The organism is Paraburkholderia sp. J76, from assembly GCF_905220295.1.
GTDB lineage: Bacteria > Pseudomonadota > Gammaproteobacteria > Burkholderiales > Burkholderiaceae > Paraburkholderia.
The window spans coordinates 280,152-297,581 of sequence record NZ_CAJMZJ010000006.1; the positions used below are offsets into that span (position 1 = coordinate 280,152).

At 66.6% G+C, this 17,430-nt stretch carries 19 protein-coding genes; 10 read left to right on the forward strand and 9 right to left on the reverse strand.

Annotation, left to right across the window (positions count from 1 at the left end; translation table 11 throughout):
* Positions 1–106 precede the first annotated feature (106 nt).
* The gene (locus U5768_RS14470) at positions 107–832 is read left to right on the forward strand and encodes a GntR family transcriptional regulator (RefSeq protein WP_322031084.1); all 726 of its coding nucleotides are present in this window, start codon (positions 107–109) and stop codon (positions 830–832) included.
* A 73-nt stretch (positions 833–905) separates the two neighbouring features.
* Here the strand turns inward: U5768_RS14470 and U5768_RS14475 are convergent, their stop codons facing one another.
* Positions 906–1,529 carry a glutathione binding-like protein gene (locus U5768_RS14475; RefSeq protein ID WP_322031085.1) on the reverse strand — a complete coding sequence of 208 codons (624 nt, stop codon included), beginning with the start codon at positions 1,527–1,529 and terminating at the stop codon, positions 906–908.
* A 78-nt stretch (positions 1,530–1,607) separates the two neighbouring features.
* Here U5768_RS14475 and U5768_RS14480 point away from each other — a divergent pair, with 78 nt between their 5' ends.
* The 4 genes from U5768_RS14480 (at position 1,608) to U5768_RS14495 (ending at position 3,335) form a co-directional block, all read left to right on the forward strand.
* Positions 1,608–2,276: a TetR/AcrR family transcriptional regulator gene (locus tag U5768_RS14480; protein ID WP_322031086.1), complete on the forward strand. Its 669-nt coding sequence runs from the start codon at positions 1,608–1,610 to the stop codon at positions 2,274–2,276.
* A gap of 116 nt (positions 2,277–2,392) precedes the next feature.
* Positions 2,393–2,587 (forward strand): DUF1653 domain-containing protein, encoded by a 195-nt coding sequence (locus tag U5768_RS14485; protein WP_322031087.1) that lies wholly within the window; start codon positions 2,393–2,395, stop codon positions 2,585–2,587.
* Positions 2,588–2,632: 45 nt separating this feature from the next.
* Positions 2,633–2,827, forward strand: a complete 195-nt coding sequence (locus U5768_RS14490) for a YqaE/Pmp3 family membrane protein (RefSeq protein WP_322031088.1) — start codon at positions 2,633–2,635, stop codon at positions 2,825–2,827.
* 127 nt (positions 2,828–2,954) lie between these two features.
* Positions 2,955–3,335 carry a hypothetical protein gene (locus tag U5768_RS14495; RefSeq protein ID WP_322031089.1) on the forward strand — a complete coding sequence of 127 codons (381 nt, stop codon included), beginning with the start codon at positions 2,955–2,957 and terminating at the stop codon, positions 3,333–3,335.
* A 164-nt stretch (positions 3,336–3,499) separates the two neighbouring features.
* Here the strand turns inward: U5768_RS14495 and U5768_RS14500 are convergent, their stop codons facing one another.
* Positions 3,500–3,760, reverse strand: a complete 261-nt coding sequence (locus tag U5768_RS14500; RefSeq protein WP_322031090.1) for a DUF4148 domain-containing protein — start codon at positions 3,758–3,760, stop codon at positions 3,500–3,502.
* A gap of 388 nt (positions 3,761–4,148) precedes the next feature.
* Between U5768_RS14500 and U5768_RS14505 the strand changes: the two genes are divergently transcribed.
* Positions 4,149–4,439 carry a DUF4148 domain-containing protein gene (locus U5768_RS14505; RefSeq protein WP_322031091.1) on the forward strand — a complete coding sequence of 97 codons (291 nt, stop codon included), beginning with the start codon at positions 4,149–4,151 and terminating at the stop codon, positions 4,437–4,439.
* Positions 4,440–4,541: 102 nt separating this feature from the next.
* Here U5768_RS14505 and U5768_RS14510 read toward each other — a convergent pair whose 3' ends face one another.
* Positions 4,542–4,904, reverse strand: coding sequence for a 2Fe-2S iron-sulfur cluster-binding protein (locus U5768_RS14510; RefSeq protein WP_322031092.1), 363 nt, complete (start codon positions 4,902–4,904; stop codon positions 4,542–4,544).
* A gap of 99 nt (positions 4,905–5,003) precedes the next feature.
* Complete coding sequence (locus U5768_RS14515; RefSeq protein ID WP_322031093.1) at positions 5,004–6,956, reverse strand: sigma-54-dependent Fis family transcriptional regulator; 1,953 nt, start codon at positions 6,954–6,956, stop codon at positions 5,004–5,006.
* 444 nt (positions 6,957–7,400) lie between these two features.
* Here U5768_RS14515 and U5768_RS14520 point away from each other — a divergent pair, with 444 nt between their 5' ends.
* On the forward strand, positions 7,401–7,691 hold the full coding sequence (locus U5768_RS14520; protein WP_028202589.1) for a DUF1488 domain-containing protein: 291 nt from the start codon (positions 7,401–7,403) through the stop codon (positions 7,689–7,691).
* Between the two features lie 74 nt (positions 7,692–7,765).
* Here the strand turns inward: U5768_RS14520 and U5768_RS14525 are convergent, their stop codons facing one another.
* From U5768_RS14525 to U5768_RS14540, 4 genes are all read right to left on the reverse strand, one after another.
* A complete protein-coding gene (locus tag U5768_RS14525) occupies positions 7,766–8,299 on the reverse strand; it encodes a cytochrome b (protein WP_322031094.1) in 534 nt (177 codons plus the stop codon).
* Positions 8,300–8,483: 184 nt separating this feature from the next.
* Complete coding sequence (locus U5768_RS14530) at positions 8,484–9,785, reverse strand: NCS2 family permease (protein ID WP_322031095.1); 1,302 nt, start codon at positions 9,783–9,785, stop codon at positions 8,484–8,486.
* Between the two features lie 344 nt (positions 9,786–10,129).
* Positions 10,130–10,399: a DUF4148 domain-containing protein gene (locus U5768_RS14535; RefSeq protein ID WP_322031096.1), complete on the reverse strand. Its 270-nt coding sequence runs from the start codon at positions 10,397–10,399 to the stop codon at positions 10,130–10,132.
* A 48-nt stretch (positions 10,400–10,447) separates the two neighbouring features.
* Entirely contained in the window at positions 10,448–11,482 is a 1,035-nt protein-coding gene (locus tag U5768_RS14540; RefSeq protein WP_322031189.1) for an AraC family transcriptional regulator, read from the reverse strand.
* A gap of 225 nt (positions 11,483–11,707) precedes the next feature.
* On the opposite strand from U5768_RS14540, the gene U5768_RS14545 reads away from it, so the two are divergent.
* The 3 genes from U5768_RS14545 to U5768_RS14555 all read left to right on the forward strand — a co-directional run bounded on the left by U5768_RS14545 (position 11,708) and on the right by U5768_RS14555 (position 15,865).
* Entirely contained in the window at positions 11,708–12,841 is a 1,134-nt protein-coding gene (locus tag U5768_RS14545; RefSeq protein ID WP_322031097.1) for an acyl-CoA dehydrogenase family protein, read from the forward strand.
* 123 nt (positions 12,842–12,964) lie between these two features.
* Complete coding sequence (locus U5768_RS14550) at positions 12,965–14,677, forward strand: AMP-binding protein (RefSeq protein WP_322031098.1); 1,713 nt, start codon at positions 12,965–12,967, stop codon at positions 14,675–14,677.
* A gap of 39 nt (positions 14,678–14,716) precedes the next feature.
* Positions 14,717–15,865 carry an enoyl-CoA hydratase/isomerase family protein gene (locus U5768_RS14555; RefSeq protein ID WP_322031099.1) on the forward strand — a complete coding sequence of 383 codons (1,149 nt, stop codon included), beginning with the start codon at positions 14,717–14,719 and terminating at the stop codon, positions 15,863–15,865.
* Positions 15,866–15,880: 15 nt separating this feature from the next.
* On the opposite strand, the gene U5768_RS14560 is transcribed toward U5768_RS14555, so the two are convergent.
* A complete protein-coding gene (locus U5768_RS14560; protein ID WP_415913901.1) occupies positions 15,881–17,269 on the reverse strand; it encodes a chloride channel protein in 1,389 nt (462 codons plus the stop codon).
* Positions 17,270–17,430 lie beyond the last annotated feature (161 nt).

The window sequence follows — 17,430 nt, forward strand, 5'->3', positions numbered from 1 at the left end:
CGGCATGGGGGATCGAGTATGGGCGCGCGTCTATATCGCCTCGCCATGCCGCTCGCTACAATTCGGTCTGATCCAGCGACCTGATCCAGATAGCGCGCGTTTTTCCATGGCCCAAACCTCCCGCCTCGCTTCGCCCCGCGACATCGATGAACCGACCGATGTCGAAGCGCATGTCCATGCGTCGATTTCTTCCGCGCTGCTGGAGGGCAAGCTCGCGCCGGGCCAGCAACTGGTGGAGCGCGAACTCGCGGCGGCGTTCGGCTGCACGCGCGGCGCGCTGCGCAAGGTGCTGGCGCGCCTCGGCTACGAGGGCAAGCTCGTGCTCGAACCCAATCGCGGCGCTTTCGTGCCGTCGCCGTCGGAGGACGACATACGCGCCGTGTACCGCGCGCGCCAGGTGGCCGAAGCGGGTGTGATGGTGAGCCTGTGCGGCACGCTCGACGCCGCCATGCGGCGCAAGCTAGCGGCCCATGTGCGCAGCGAAAAGAAGGCGTTGCGCGAGGCGCGCGTGGACGAGGCGGTGCGCCTGGCAGGGCAGTTTCATCTGCTGCTGACCGAGCAGGCGGGCGGTGCGGCGCTCGTGGAAGCGCTGGCGCAACTGGTCGCGAAAACGGAGCTTTACAAGGCCTTGTTCGATCCGTCGAAGGCGTCGATGTGCGCGCCCGACGAGCATGCGCAGATCATCGAAGCGCTCGAGGCCGGAAACCTCGCGGCGGCGCTCGCCACGATGCGCGCGCATCTGGCCGAGCTGGAGGAGCGGGTGGTGCAGCAGGCGCGCGCGCGTGCCGGCCGCGATCTCAAGGCGGTGTTCGCGGATCTCGCGAACGGCTGAACGCGCGCCAGCCTCGTCAAAAGCACAACAAAAAAGCGTTTGCCGGGCGTGAAAATGCCCGGCTCGTCATGCCTCAGTGCCGCGTGCGCCTGAATATTTCGTACTCCTCGGCGAAGGCCCGTGCAACGGCAGGCCGCTCGCGCACGCGTTGCGCATAGGTCGCAACGGCTGGCCATTGCGACACATCGATGCCCGCATACGGCGCCCAGTTCAGCACGGTCACGAGGTAGGCGTCCGCCACGCTGAACGCGTCGAGCAGGAAGGTTCGTGATTCGAGATGATGCGCGAGCAGATCGAAGCGGCGCGGAATTTTCTCGCGCGAATAGTTCTTGACCGCCTCGTCGGTGTCCTCGGCGAGCAGCGGCACGAACACGGCCTTATGCAGTTCAGTGCCGATAAAGCCCAGCCACTGATGCAGGCGCGCGCGTTCGCGCGTGCCCGCTGGCGGTGCGAGCCGCGCCTCGGGAAAGCGGTCGGCCACCCACGGCAGCACCGACGAGTTTTCGGTGAGCGTCCAGCCGTCGTCCTCGCGCAGAACCGGCACCTGGCCGAGCGCGTTGACGGCGAAGAAGTCGCCGCCTTCGGCGAGCTGTTTCGTGTGTGTATCGACCTGAATGAAACGCGCTTGCGCGCCTGCCTCGTAGAGCGCGATGCGGGTGGCGAGCGAGCACGCCAGCGGGGCGAAATACAAATCCATCGTCATCCTCCGTTCGGTTTTTCTGGCTTGTCGAAGTTTTGTACTATAGTGAACAAAAATAACCTGTTCAACATTTATATGCAATCCAGTACAAAAAAGGAAGGCCGTCCGCGTGGGCGCCCGCGCGCCTACGACCCGGAAGAGGCGCTTGCGCGCGCGCGCGATGCGTTCTGGCGCAATGGCTATGCGAACACATCGCTCGACGACCTGAGCGAGGCGACCGGCATGAACCGGCCGAGCCTCTATGGCGCGTTCGGCGACAAGCACGCGCTCTATCTGCAAACCATGGAGCGGTACGTGGAGGCAGGGCGCGCGGCGATGGACGCCGCGCTGGACAGCGCGTTGCCGCTGCGCGATGCGCTGATGTGCGTATTCGACCGCGCGCTCGACTGGTATCTGCCGCCGCACGAGGCGGCGCGCGGCTGCCTGCTGATCGGCACGGCGGCGGTGGAAGCCGTCAACGACGATGCGATACGCGAGCTTCTTGCCGCCGGTCTACGCAGCTTCGACAAGGCGTTCGAGCGGCGCCTGCGCACAGCGCTCGCGCAAGGCGAACTGCCGCCCGAAGCGAACGCGCCGGTGCTCGCGCGGCTCGCCTCCGCGCTGCTGCACAGCACGGCGCTGCGCGCGCGGGCCGGCGATTCGCGGGCCTCGCTGCGCGCCATGGCGGTGGCGGGCGTCGCGCTCATTTGCGGGTCGGCGCCAGCCGCGTCCGACGCGCGCGCGGCGGCCCGGCGCGCGAAGTAATGTCGCGTTTCGCGTTGTTTGACGACGTCCAGCGCAGCGGGGCCGCACGCCGTTTTCCCTTGCTACACTGGCGCAGTCGCGCGGGGACGGCCTGCGCACTCGAAGAGGGGAACACGATGGTGCGCTACAGGCACTACAAGGGTGGCATTTACGAACTGGTATGCGAGGCGACGCTCGAATCGGATCCTCCCGTCACGATGATCGTGTATCGCGCGGCGAGCGGTACGATCTGGACGCGGCCCTCCACGGTGTTCTTCGAACTCGTCGAATACGAAGGCGCGCTCGTGCCGCGCTTCGCGCCCGTCAACTGATCCTTTCCACACCCGTCTTTTTCCACGCTTTAGAGGTTTCGTCGAATGCGTTTACTGATTGCGCTGATCCTGCCCTGGCTCCTGTTCTTCACGATTGGGCGTCCGGTTGCGGGCATCGTCTGCCTGATCCTTCAAATCACGCTGATCGGCTGGATTCCCGCCGCGATCTGGGCGGTGTACTCGCTCAGCCAGTACAGGACCGACCAAAAAATAGAGAGCGCGCTCGGCCGCCGCGGCTAACCCTGCCAGTGCGCACCCACGCGCCAGGCAGCGACGGGTTGCGCGTTACAACCGTAATCCACGCTCACAATTCAACAAGAACTTAACGCCGATTCTTCTTTCTTACAAAAAGAAAGGAGGATTGGCAATGTTCAAGTTCGTTCTTACGGCAGGCGCCATCGCGCTTCTGGCCGGTTGTGCGGTGGGCCCCGGCTACGGCTATGACTATGGCGGCTACGATCAGCCGTACTCCACGGGTTATTACGGCGGCTACCCGGCCTATGCGCCGGCATACGGCAGCGTCAACATCGGCGTCTGGGGCGGTGGCGGCGGCCGCGATTATCACGGCGGCGACTGGCACGGCGGTGGAGGCTGGCACGGCGGCGGCCCGGGCGGTCACGGCGGTGGCCACGGGGGACCTTGGGGACCGTCGGGCGGTAATCATGGCGGCAGCCCGGGCGGTCACGGTGGCGGCGGCCACGGCGGCGGTGGTCATGGGGGCGGTGGCGGTCACGGAAGTGGCCGCTGACGCTGGCTCGGCGCGCAGATGCCGGCTTGGCCGCGCGGCCACGGTTCGCCCGGAGCAAGAGCCCGAAAATCCGCTTCAAAACGAATCAGGCCCGCCACTCTCACGAGGGCGGGCCTGATGCTTTGCACGCGAACCCGGCGTCACAGCCGGGGTTGTCGCGAAACTTACTGGCCGGACTGCGACGTACCGTTCGTCGAGGGGCCGTACGCCGTGGCGCGTTGCGCAGCGACCTTGGCTTCGGCAGCCTGGATGTTTTCCGGATAGTGCATCCAGTCGCTCGGATCGTAGCCGGCGGCGCGCAGTTGCGCGAGATCGGCGCGAACTTCCGCGCGGCTCACCTGTTGCTGGGGTTGTGCTTGCGCGAACGCAGCGGCGGGCACGGCGACGATGGCGGCAACCACGGCTGCCTTCAGAAATGTATTCATGACTAACCTCCGATATCTCTTATGACAAGCCATCGCATCGCGTGGCCAATATCCACAATGTAGGTGGTCTGGGGGTCAGGGTAAATACCTAGAAAACGAATTCAGTGTTCGCCTGGCGACAACAATCGGATGCGAAATCTCCTGAAGTATTGCGTCCCGCAGCTGCAATGGAGCCAGCACGTCGCCGGGTGTGTTGTCTTAAGAAGTCGCCGGATTATTGCGAAATCTGTAATTCCAATTCGCCTGAATCAGCCTGTATCCGGCCCGGGCGCTTGCCTAGAATCCATTCAGCACCAGCCGTGGCGCCGATTTAGGCGAGCCGGCCGGGCGCGACACGATGTGCACCGTCATTGCGCATCGACGTTAAATAATTTCGGAGGTTGTGATCATGAAGTCGCTTCTCAAGGCTGTTGCCCTTACGGTGGCTCTGGGTGCTCCGCTAGCCGCTTTCGCTCAGGCCGATCAAGGGTTGACCCGCGAGCAAGTGCGCGAGCAACTCGTCGAATTCCAGCAAACGAGCCGCAATCAGGACGCCGCCACCAGCCAGGCGGGCGCGCCCGTCGCCCAGACGGACGGTTCGTTCGGCGGCGTGAGCAATTCGACGTCGGCGGCGGGCGGCCGCTTCGTGTCGGAAGCGGCGCGCACCGGTCCGCAATCGGTGTACTTCGGCGGCCAGTAAGCCCACCCGCAGTTAGCAGCGCAGTCAGCAAATAAATACGGCCCGCGAGTTTGCTTCGCGGGCCGTTTCGCATCCGGGCTCCCCTTTCATGGCCGGCGGGCGCTACATCGCTTCCGCCTCCGGCACGTCGAGCACGAGATCCGTGCGCGCGACGGCCACACAGGTCAGCACATAGCCCTCGGCTTTCTCTTCGCGGCTCAATCCGGGCCACTCGATCGTGAAGCGCACTTCGCCGCTCACCACGCGGCACAGGCAGGCGCGGCAGGTGCCGTTGCGGCACATGCGCGGCAGGCGGATGCCCTCGAACGCCGCCGCTTCGAGCAAGGTCAACTCTGGCGGCGCTTCGAAACTGCGCCCGAGCGGCTCCACGCGGACGACGGGCACGTGTGGCGACCCGTCCTGCACGTCTTTGGGGGCGGGTTCGCCGGCGGGATTCAAGCGGTTGATTTCCGGAGCGGGAGCCATGGGCGCGGTGCGGGAAGCGAGGCGCCAAGCTTACCCTGGCGCGCCCATGGCCAAGAAGACGCGCCTCGATACGCGGCTCGTCCGGAGCCGCCGCAGCGCTCAGCGCCGCTGACGCAGATGCCGATAGACCGTGTTGCGCGCGAGCCCGAGTTCGCGTGCCGCCGCCGACACATTGCCGCGATGGCGCGCAAGCGTTTCTTCGATGAGCCGCGATTGCCAGACTGAAAGACGCGCGGGTTCGCGCCCGGTGTCGCTCGTCGGGTCTTCGCCCGCGGCTTCGGCGGCTTGCTCCGTGCATTCGCTTGCGGGCTCGCAATCGTGCATAAGGTCGTCGGGCAAATGCTCCATGTCGATGGCGTCTTCGCCTTCGGCCATGATCGCCGCCGTGCGCAGGGCGCTGGCAAGCTGACGCAGATTCCCCGGCCAGCGGCAGCGCGCGAAGCAGGCACGCACGGCCGGCGCGAGGCGCAGGGGCGCGCCCGGCACCTCGCGACGCACGATCTCCAGCATGCGGGCGACGAGCGCGTCGAGGTCGGTGCGCTCGGCCAGCGACGGCAGCGTGACGACGAGGCCGTTGATGCGGTAGTAGAGATCCTCGCGGAACGTGCCTTCCGCGATCATCGCGCGCAGATCGCGATGGGTCGCGCAGACAACGCGCAAATCCACGGGCACCGCGCGCGCGCCGCCGAGCGGCACGACGGCGCGCTCCTGCAGGACGCGCATGAGCCGCACCTGTTGCGCAAGTGGCATGTCGCCGATTTCATCGAGAAAGAGCGTGCCGCCATGCGCCTGCGCGATCTTCCCCGCACTGCCACGGCGCTTCGCGCCGGTGAACGCGCCGTCCTCGTAGCCGAACAGCTCGGCTTCGATCAGCGTGTCGGGCAACGCCGCGCAGTTGAGCGCGACGAACGGCCCGTCGCGGCGCGGCGAATCGCGATGCAGCGCCCGCGCGAGCCATTCCTTGCCGGTGCCGGTGCGCCCGAGCACGAGCACGGGGATGTCGCGGCCCCGCACGCGCGCTACGCGCTGGAGCGCCGCGGCGAGCCGCTCGTCGCCCGTATCGAGTTCGGCGAGCGTCGGTTGCGGTGGCGTGTCGCAGGCGTGGAGCGTTTTCGCCTGCGCGTGCGCGGACGTGTACGATGCGCGGCTGGCGGGTGCGGCGCTTCGCGCGAACGTCGCGACGCCGGGCGTGGCGCGCGCGATCACGCGTACGCCGCTTGGCAGCGCGAGCATGAGCGCCTCGCCCGGTGCGCGCATGAGCTGCTGCATGAACGCCGCGAACGACTGGCCGAAGAGCGCCGCGAATTCGCGCTGCTGCAGTTCGGCGAGCGGCGCGCCGAACTGGAACAGGGCGCTGCGGTTGGCGCAGAGCAGCGTGCCGTCGGAAGAGAAGGCCGCCAATCCTTCGTACAACGTACCAATGAATTCCGCGCGCGCATGAAACTGGAGCCGGACCGCTTCGGCGAATTCGGTGTTGAACAGATGGTTTTCGATCATCTGCGCCGACATGCGCACGAGCGCGAGCGTGTGCTTGTGAAAGCCGCGCGACTCGCCGCTCACGTCGAGCGCGCCGAGCGTGCGCCCGTAAGGGTCGGCGATGGGCGCGCACGAGCACGTGAGGGTGTGATTGGCGCGCAGGAAGTGCTCGCCCGCGTGCACCGTGGTCGGCTGGCCTTCCACGAGCGCCGTGCCGATCGCATTCGTGCCGCGATGCTGTTCGGCCCACGATACGCCCGGACGCAGCGCCACGCGCTGCGCCTTCTCGACGAAATCGCTGTCGGCGAAGCTGTGGAGGATCACGCCGTTGCGGTCGGTGAGCAGCACCATGCTCTGCGTATCGACGATCTGCGCGTGCAAGGCGTCCATCACGGGGCGCGCCTGGTGATAGAGCGTGCGGTTCGCATCGATCAGTTCGCGCAGGTCCGTGGCCGCCAGTGCGTCGAATTCGGGCGCTTCGGTGGCGCGCAGCCCGAGTGCGCGCGAGCGCGCGTGAGCCTGCGCGATGGCGTCCGCGCGGGCCGCGTCGTGCGGCGTGACGGGGCGTCGGGTCACTCGTGTCTCCAGTCGTTTTGGCTGCGCTGCGGCGCAGCATGACAAATGCGCACTGCGATTCATGGTACAGGATACGCGGCGGCCGCCAATTCGGGTTGAAGCAGGACAACGTCGCGCTTTCGGGATCGATGACAACCTTGGGATCGTCGTGCATGGTGCGATGCGGCAACCGGTGCAGCGCGTTGGCACAGGGCGGGCGAGGGGAATGTCTATACGCGCGATGGCGAACGGAAATGCTGCATCCGCGAAAAAAGCGCAAGCCCACGAGGGCCGGGTTAGCGATTTCAGGCGTGTGACAACGTCGGGCTTGCGGGTGGCGGGAAGTCGTCTAAAGTGAATCAAATCAACCTGCGCGAACGTGCCGTTCGGCCAGATTGATGTTGATCCCGCGCGGCGCCGCAAGGCCGAACGCGGCCTTTTCACCCTCCACCAAAGGCGACTCCCATGCAGATCATGTTTCCGAATGAGGTGCCCGAATATTCGGGCCCTGACCTGACCTTGGCGTTTCCGGCGATGATCGATGGCGAGCGGGTGGAGTGTCTGATCACGGCGGCGGCGCTCGAGGACCACTTCGGGGCGGCTTCGCCGCGCGCCGAAGACATGCTCAGCGCATTCGACCATCATCGCGACCGCATCGAGGCTTGCGCGCGCCGCTTGCTATCCGAAACGCGTGCGCAGTGTCTCGTGCTGCGCAGCGGCTACGTGCGTTTCGTGCAGGCTCACGCGAGCGCGTAACAAACGCCTGATCCGTGCGAAAGCGCCCGCAAGTCGCGGGCGCTTTTTCGTTGTGTGCGCGTGCCGCGCCGCCGCTAGATCATGCGGCGCAGCGTGTTGTCGCGAAAGACGACGTGATGCGCGATTGCCGCGAGCGCATGGAGCCCGATCACCCAATAGAACAGATTGCCGATCAACACGTGCGCATCCTTCAGAAACTTGCGCGCGGCCGGGTCGGGACCGACGAGCGTAATCTGCAGATCGAGCCCTGCCAGCGTGACCGGATGGCCGCCGGTGTTGATCATCAGGATGCCGAGCAGCGGCTGCACGAAGATGAACAGGTAGAGCGCGAGATGCACGAGGCGCGAGAGAAACGAAAGCAGCGCGTTCGAGTCGATGTCCGCGGGCGCGCCGCGCCACAAACGCCAGGCAAGACGCAGCACCGCGAGCGTGAGCACGAGCGAACCCGCCCAGAAGTGCACGTTGCTCCAGAACATGCGGCTGTCCGTGCCCTTCGGGCCGCGCACCTCGATCGCGAGATACGCGAGCGCGACGAGCACGAAGATGGCCCAGTGAAAGAAGATGGCGGGCTTCGTGTAGTGTTCGGTTGCGGCGGGGTAGGTTGCCACGTGGCGGCTCCTTCAGGCGGGAATCGGGCGATAGCTCCCTATGATAAGGAGGACGCGCCGCGCGGGGGCAGCTATGCGGCCGCGAAGTTTGATTCTGCAGGGTGGCCGTGGCGAAAAAGAGGCGCGTGGCCGGCTGAGCGGGCCGGTAAAGCAAAAAGGGTGGCGCGAAGCCACCCTTTGCGCGTTACGCGTTGCCGAGGTAGAAATACCGGAACAGGAACACGGCGGCGATGATCCACACGATCAGCTTCACGTCGCGCACGCGGCCCGTGAGCAGCTTCAGGCCCGCATACGAGATGAAGCCGAATGCCACGCCATTGGCGATCGAGTAGGTGAACGGCATGGCGAGCGCCGTGAGCGCGGCGGGCACGACTTCGGTGGCGTCGTCCCAGGGCAGATCGGCAAGTTCGCGCAGCATCAGGCACGAAACGTAGAGCAGCGCCGGCGCCGTGGCGTAGCCCGGCACCACGCCCGCGAGCGGCGCGACGAACAGGCACGCTAGGAACAGCACGGCCACGGTGAGCGCGGTCATGCCGGTGCGGCCGCCCGCCTGCACGCCCGAGGCGCTTTCGATATACGCCGTCGTCGACGACGTGCCGAGCACGGAGCCCGCGAGAATCGCGGTGCTATCGGCGAGCAGCGCGCGGTTCAGGCGGTGCATCTTGCCGTGCACGAGCAGGCCCGCGCGGTTGGCCACGCCCATCAGCGTGCCGGTCGCATCGAACAGTTCGACGAGGAAGAACACGAGCACCACGTTGAGCACGCCCGTGGAGAGCGCCGCCTTGATGTCGAGTTGCGCGAACGTCGGCGCGATCGACGGCGGCGCGGCGAAGACGCCGTGGAACTGGTTGCCGCCGAAGAAGAACGACAGGACCGTGACGCCCACGATGCCGATCAGGATCGCGCCGCGCACCTTCAGCACGTCGAGCGTGACGATGGCGAAGAAGCCGATGATCGCGAGAATCGTGTGCGCATCGTGCAGATTGCCAAGCTCGACGAGCGTGGCCGGGTTGCCGACCACCACGCCCGAGGTCTTGAGCGAAATGATCGCGAGGAACAGGCCGATACCCGCCGTGATCGACACGCGGATCGAATGCGGAATGCCGTTGACGATGGCTTCGCGCACCCGCAGCAGCGTGACGATGAAGAACAGGCACCCGGAGATGAACACCGCGCCGAGCGCGGCCTGCCACGTGAAGCCCATGCCCTTCACGACCGTATAGGCGAAATACGCGTTCAGGCCCATGCCCGGCGCAAGCGCGATGGGGTAGTTCGCATAGAGACCCATGATGAGCGAGGCGAGCGCCGCGACGAGGCAGGTGGCGACGAATACGCTTTCCTTCGGCATGCCGGCGTCGCCGAGAATGGCCGGATTCACGAAGATGATGTAGGCCATCGTGAGGAAAGTGGTGAAACCGGCGAGCAGTTCGGTGCGCAGGTTGGTGCCTGCTTCTTCGAAACCGAAATAGCGTTTGATGGCGTCCATGAAGATCGGGCCCTTGAGAGTCGAGCGGGTTGTTGACTGCTTGTTTATATGATTTCTCGCGTGTCGCTGGCGCCACCGGTTTTTGGCGCGCCCATGCACGCATGCATGCTTGCCGTAGCGCGTGGCTACGGGCGCGATTGTAAACAATTGTCCGTCGCGCGCAGAAAAGGCTTTGCGAGCGTGGAACGGGTACAACAGCGCGTCTTGCGAGGGCAAGCGGGAAGGCGGGCGTCGAATGCGCCCGTGGCGGGAAGAAATACGCGCGACCGCTCACGCGCGCCGGACATTGCGGCCGCCCGCGCGGACCGACTGCGGCCGTGCTGCGATCCAGCGGTGACTGCGGATTACTGCGTCATTTGACCGGCGGGAGCGCCATATCCGGCGCGCGCCGCACGCCGCTGCGCGACGATTGCGCCCGCGCGTTGAGCGTTTTGCGGGTAGTCGATCCAGTCGAGCGGATCGTAGCCCGCCTGCCGCCATTCGATCAGGTCCGCACGCACCTGGGCGCGAGTGAGCGGTTGCGAAGGATCGTACGGTTGGGCCGCCGCCGCAGCCGACGCGAAGCAGCACGCCGCGGCCAGGATGCCGAGCGCTACACGCGGAAGGGAGTTCATGGCAAGGCCTTTCGTATCAGGGATATCCCTAAAATTATAGGCGCTATCTCAATAACTGAAAGGTGGATCGAAGTTATCCGTTGCTGATCCCGTGCCGCTTTGGGAGCGCGCCGCGCGGAAGTCGGTCGGGCGCAGTCCGGTCCACTTGCGGAACGCCCGATGAAACGCGCTCGGCTCCGCGAAACCCACGGCAGCCGCGACGTCCGCGACCGGGCGGCCCGGCTCCTGTAGCGCCGCGATTGCGAGGTCGCGGCGCAATTCGTCCTTGATCGACTGGCAACTGTGGCCTTCCTGATTCAGCCGCCGGCGCAGCGTGGCGGGCGCCACGTTCAGGCGTCGCGCGATGGCGTCGGCGTCGGGCCACGCGGTCACAGGCAGGGCGCGCAGCGCGCGACGCACGCGCGCGGCGAACGAGCCGGGGTTGCGGTACTTCACGACGAAATTGCCCGGCGCGTTGCGCAGGAAGGTGCGCGCCGAGCTGGCGGTCTGGATCACGGGCAGTTCGAGAAAGCCGGGCGCGAATTCGAACCAGGTGGCTGGCTGATCGAACGTCATGTCGTCGCAGAGCATGAGCTGGTATTCGTACGCGGCGTCCGGCTGCGGGCAGCGAAAGCGCGCCGCCAGAAGCGGAATGCGCCGCCCCACGAGCCAGCACACGAGCCCGTAGACGAGGATGAACCACGTGGCGTAAGCGAACATCGTGGGCGTGGGCTTGCCCGCGCGATGCGAGAGCGTGACGCGCACGCGGGTGGCGTCGGCGTGGATCTCGCCTGCCAGGTCGTCGAGCACGAGCCGCATGAAGTGCACGGCGCGCTGCAGCGCCTGGCGGCCCGTACTGGCGCCGAGCGCCGAGTGCGTCATGGCGATGAAGCTGCCGCTTTTCATCGCGTGCGAGTCCTGGCCGAAGAATTCGTCGTCGAGCGCGCGCGCGATGCCCGCCCAAAGTTGGCCGTATTGCGCCGCGCTCACGCGGGCCGCGGGCGCGTGCAACACGGCTGGCGCGATGCCGGCGGCATCCGTGAGCGGGGCAATGTCGAGTCCGCCCGCGCGCGCCAGCGCGAGCGTCTCGTTCACGAGGCTCATCGAGATCGTGCCTTTTTCGCTCAGTGTGTGGATTTTCGCCGGTTGCAAGGAGCCGCCTCCCGAGGGGTTGTTGCAACCACTATGGTAAATCCGATCAGCGACTTTGAGCGTGACGGGCATCGAATACGATCGCGTGCCTGCCTACACTTTTCGCAAGCCTTGCAGCCGGGGCCGCATCGCGCCACAGTGGAAGGCACGCGCAGGAGACACAGGAAGGGGATACACATGGACGACTTTTACACAGACGACCAGCGCATGATTCGCGACGCCGCTCGCGACTTCGCAAGCGAGCAACTGGCGCCGAACGCGGCGCAATGGGACCGTGACAGCAAGCTGCCCGACGAGGTCGTCAGGCAACTGGGCGAAATGGGCTTTCTCGGCATGATCGTGCCGCAGGAGCAGGGCGGCTCGTACACCGACTACGTGGCCTATGCGCTCGCCATGGAGGAGATCGCGGCGGGTTGCGCCTCGTGCGCGACGCTCGTGAGCGTGCACAACTCGGTGGGCTGCGCGCCCATCCTGAAGTTCGGCAACGACGCGCAAAAAGACCGCTGGCTCGGCAAGCTCGCAAGCGGCGAGCTGATCGGCGCGTTCTGTCTGACCGAGCCGCAGGCGGGTTCCGAGGCGAACAACCTGCGCACGCGCGCCGAATTGCGCGATGGCAAGTGGGTGCTCAATGGCAACAAGCAGTTCGTGACGAACGGCTCGCGCGCGAATATCGCCATCGTGTTCGCCGTGACCGATCCCGACGCGGGCAAGCGCGGCATTTCCGCGTTCATCGTGCCAACGGATACGCCGGGCTTCAACGTCGGGCCGCCCGAGAAGAAGATGGGCATCCGCGCTTCGGACACCTGCCCGATTTCGCTGGTGGATTGCGCGATTCCCGAAGCCAACCTCCTCGGCCAGCGCGGCGAAGGGTTGAAGATCGCGCTCGCGAATCTCGAAGGCGGACGTATCGGCATCGCGGCGCAGGCGCTCGGCATCGCGCGCGCGGCTTTCGATGCGGCGCGTGCCTACGCGCACGAACGCGTGCAGTTCGGCGAGCCCATCATCAAGCATCAGAGCGTGGCCAACCTGCTCGCGGACATGCATACGCGCATCAACGCCGCGCGCCATCTCGTGCATCACGCGGCGCGGCTGCGCACGCTTGGCAAGCCGTGTCTTTCGGAAGCTTCGCAGGCGAAGCTCTATGCTTCGGAAATGGCCGAGGAAGTGTGCTCGCACGCCATTCAGATTCATGGCGGCTATGGCTTCCTCAACGACTATCCCGTGGAGCGCCACTATCGCGACGCACGCATCACGCAGATCTACGAAGGCACGAGCGAAGTGCAGAGGATGGTGATTGCACGGCAGCTTTGACGCATAGTGAGGATGGCGAAGCAACAACAAGCGAGCGCGTATGCGCCGAAAAGCTTTGCATGGGACCGGAGTAAGCGCTTTGCGACAGCTACAGCCTTAACTGCGGCTCGACAGGAGACGACGATGACCGGGTTCACCCCTTCCGCGCAGGCCTTTATCGACGCACGCGAACTGCTGCTGCGTCACCGCACCGACTACGCGCGCGCGTACGACGAGTTCGCGTGGCCGAAGCTCGACACCTTCAACTGGGCGCTCGACTACTTCGACGTGATGGCGCGCGGCAACGACAACCCGGCGCTCTGGATCGTCGACGACCTTGCGAGCGGCGGCACACGCTATTCGTTCGCGCAAATGTCCGGGCGCTCGTCGCGCATGGCGAACTTCCTGCGCGAACAAGGCGTGGCGCGCGGCGACCGCTTGCTGTTGATGCTGCCCAATCGCGTCGAACTCTGGGACGTGATGCTGGCGGCGATGAAGCTCGGCGCGATCGTGCTGCCCGCCACGACGCAACTCTCGCCCGACGACGTGCGCGAGCGCGTGGAAACGGGCGGCGCGCGCTACGTCGTCGTGGACGCCGCCGAACTCGGCAAATTCGACGCGCTCGATAAAAGCGTGAAGCGCATCGCGGTAGGCGCGGCGCCCGATGCGTGCGAAGGCTGGATCGACCTCTCGCGCGCATACGAGGCGAGCCCCGCGTTCGAGCCCGACGGCCCGACGCGCGCGACCGACCCGCTTCTGCTCTATTTCACCTCGGGCACGACCTCGAAGCCGAAGCTTGTCGAGCACACGCACGAGAGCTACCCCGTAGGCCATCTTTCGACGATGTACTGGATCGGCCTGATGCCCGGCGACATCCACTGGAACATCAGTTCGCCGGGCTGGGCCAAGCATGCGTGGAGTTGCTTCTTCGCGCCGTGGAACGCGCAGGCCTGCGTGTTCGTCTACAACTACGCGCGTTTCGTGCCGAAGGAGACGCTCGCGGCAATCGTGCAATGCGGCGTAACCACGCTGTGCGCGCCGCCCACGGTGTGGCGCATGCTGGTGCAGGAGCCGCTCGCAACCTACGCCGTGAAACTGCGCGAGATCGTGGGCGCGGGCGAGCCGCTCAACCCCGAGATCATCGAGCGCGTGCGTCACGCATGGGGTATCACCATTCGCGACGGCTACGGCCAGACCGAAACGACCTGCCAGATCGGCAACCCGCCGGGCCAGCCCGTGGTGGCGGGTTCCATGGGGCGCGCGCTGCCGGGCTACCGCGTGGAACTCGTCGATGCCGACGATCGCCCCGCGAGCGAAGGCGAGATCGCCCTGGCGCTGGCTCACCGCCCGCTCGGCCTGATGACGGGCTACGCGAACAACGCGAAGGCGAGCGAGTACGCCATGCGCAACGGCTACTACCACACGTCCGATGTCGCCTTGCGCCGCGACGACGGCTATTACGTCTACGTGGGCCGCGCCGACGACGTGTTCAAGTCGTCCGATTACCGCCTGAGCCCGTTCGAGCTGGAAAGCGTGCTGATCGAGCACGAGGCCATCGCCGAGGCGGCGGTCGTGCCGAGCCCGGACGAACTGCGCCTCTCGGTGCCGAAGGCTTTCGTCATCGTGCGCCAGGGCTACGAAGCGGGCCCCGAACTCGCTCGCGAGGTATTCCGCTTCTCGCGCGAAAAACTCGCGCCGTACAAGCGCATTCGGCGCCTGCAGTTCAGCGACTTGCCCAAGACCATCTCGGGCAAGATTCGCCGCGTGGAGTTGCGCCGGCGCGAAATGGAGCGCAGCGCCGAACCCGCGCGGCAGCCCGACGAGTACTGGGAAGAGGATTTCCCCGAACTGCGCTGATATCAAACACGCTGGCACATTGAAACGGAGAACCAGGCAATGAATGCAACACCCGCTTGCGCCGGGGCAGTAACGGAAGCCGAACAGGAGGTGCTGTTTCGCGTGGTCAATCGCGTGGCCATCGTCACGCTCAACCGGCCGGCGGCGCTCAATGCGCTTTCGCATACCATGGTGCGCGAACTGGCCGTGTTGCTGGAACGCGTGCGCACGGACGACAGCATCGTTGCGCTCGTGCTGGAAGGCGCGGGCCCGAAGGGCTTTTGCGCGGGCGGCGACGTCCGCGCGATTTATCGCCTGGCGCGCGAGAAAGCGCGTGAGGGCGCGAACGGCTGGCAGCAATTCTTCGTCGACGAATATCGGCTCGACTACGCGCTGCACACGTTTTCCAAGCCGCTCGTCGCGCTGCTCGACGGCGTGACGATGGGCGGCGGCATGGGCCTTGGCCAGGCGGCGGCGCTGCGCGTGGCGACCTCGCGCACGAAGATCGCGATGCCCGAAACGCGCATCGGCTTGCTGCCCGATGTCGGCGCAACCCATTTCCTCGCGAAGATGCCGGCGGAACTGGCGCTCTATGTGGGCTTGACCGGCGCGATGCTCAGCGGCGCCGACGCCGTGCATTGCGGTCTCGCGGACGCCTGCGTGCCGGGCGAATGGCTCGACGGCTACGAGGCGCGTCTCGCAGCCGTGCAATGGGCGGGCGACGTGCATGCTTCGTTGCACGAAGTATTCGTCGCGCCGTGTCGCGAGGCTGGCGACGGCGCGCTCGCTTCGCTCACGCCGTTAGTCATGCGGCACTTCGACCGCAGCCTGCGCGTCGAGCAGATCGTCGCGTCGCTGCGCACCGACCTCGAACGCGAGCATCCGCAAGCGGGGCGAACGTGGCTCGAAACCGCGCTCGAAGCGCTCACGCACTATTCGCCCACCATGCTCGAAGTCACGCGCGAAGCGCTGCTGCGCGGCCGCCAGATGACGCTTGCCGAGTGCTTTCGCATGGAACTTGGCATCGTGCGCCGCGCGATCGAGGAAGGCGACTTTTGCGAAGGCGTGCGTGCGCATCTCGTCGACAAGGACCGCAAGCCGCGCTGGGCGCCGGCCTCGCTCGCCGAAGTGCGGGCCGAACGCGTGCAGCATTTTCTCGCGTCGCCGTGGCGTGCCGAGGCGCATCCGCTGGCGGACCTTGGCGCGTAAGGAGAACGGCGCGGTTTAGTCGGAAGACTCGCGCGTCGACGGCTCGCTCAGGGCGGCGAGCCGCCGTTCGCGCTCGCCGCCGACCGTTGGCGCGCCGCGCGAAGGACGCTGCGCACGCGTCAGTAGCCGCAGCGTGGCGACGGAACCGGCCACGGCGAGCAGCAGCGGAATCGCCAGATCGTGATTGACGTGCGTGAATTCGAGAACCAGCACCGTCGCGGTAACGGGCATCTGCATCGACGACGCGAGAAACGCGCCCGCGCCCACGATCGCAAAAGCGCCCGGCGAAAGACCGGGCCACACGCGATTCACGAGCCCCGCGATCACGATGGCGAGCAGCGCGCCGTTCGCGAGCCCCGGCGTGAGCAGGCCGCCCTTGGCGCCCGCGCGCAACGTGGTCGTCGTGATGAACACGCGTAGTACGAGCAGGGTGGCCGCGAGGCCGATGCCGAGATTGTCGTCGAAGCTCAGGCCCGCCGGCCCCTTGCCGTTGCCGGGCAACTGCGGAAACCAGATGGCCAGCAGGCCGATGCCCGCAAAATTCACCAGCGTATAAAGCGGCAGCCGCCAGTCCTTCGGCGAGGCGTTGCGCGCGCGGCTCGTCACGCGCGAGAAACCGTGCGCGGCCGCGCCGAACAACGGCCCGCAGAGCACCGAGCACACCACGAGCTGCGCATTGATGCCGTAGGTGGGCACGTGGTATTGCTGCGCGTCGCCGAGGCCGATCCATGCGATCACGGCCGCAATGGCCGAGGTGGCGATGGCCGGCACCGCCGCCGACCAGCCGAACGTGCCGAGCAGCACTTCGAGCACGAATATCGCGCCGCCCAGCGGCACGTTGTACACGGCCGCGAGACCCGCGCCCGCGCCGCACGCGATCATCACGCGGCGCTCGTCCGAGGTGAGTCCCGTGCGCTTTGCAAGCCAGGTCGCGACCACCGCGCCGATCTCGCGCGGCGCGACTTCGCGCCCGAGCGGCGAGCCCATCGCGACGGTCACGATCTGCAGTAGCGCGTGCACGGCGGTCGCGAAAATAGGCATGCGCTTGCCGCCCGGCTTGATCGCCGCGCTGATGCTCACGAGCGGACGCGCGTAGCGATAAAGCGCCCACCATCCGCCGCCTGCGATCAGCCCGCAGGCTACGAGCACCGCCACGCGCCGCCATGGCGCGGTACCCGTCACGCCCTGCAGAAAACTCTCCGCGCCCACGATGTGCCCCGCGCCATAGCCGTAGGCGACGTGCTGAATGGCGTGCAGCAGCAGCGCGAGCAGCATGCCGCCGAAGCCTGCGCCGATGCCGGTGAGCACGGTGACGATAGCGAGCGTGACCAGCGGACTGCCCGGCGGCGGACGTTCGGTGTTGGCGCGAGGGCGCGGCGGGGGCAGGGGTGTGAAGGACGACACGGCGGAAAAGGCGAGCGTGGAGGTCGCGGGGGCGAGAGGCTGGCGCCCATTGTAGCGAGCGCCCGAGGGCGGCGCATTCGGTACGTCCGGTGCGCCCGGTGCGCCCGGTGCGCCCGGTGCGCCCGGCGCCGCCGGAGCAAATCCGGTACAAGCGACAACGC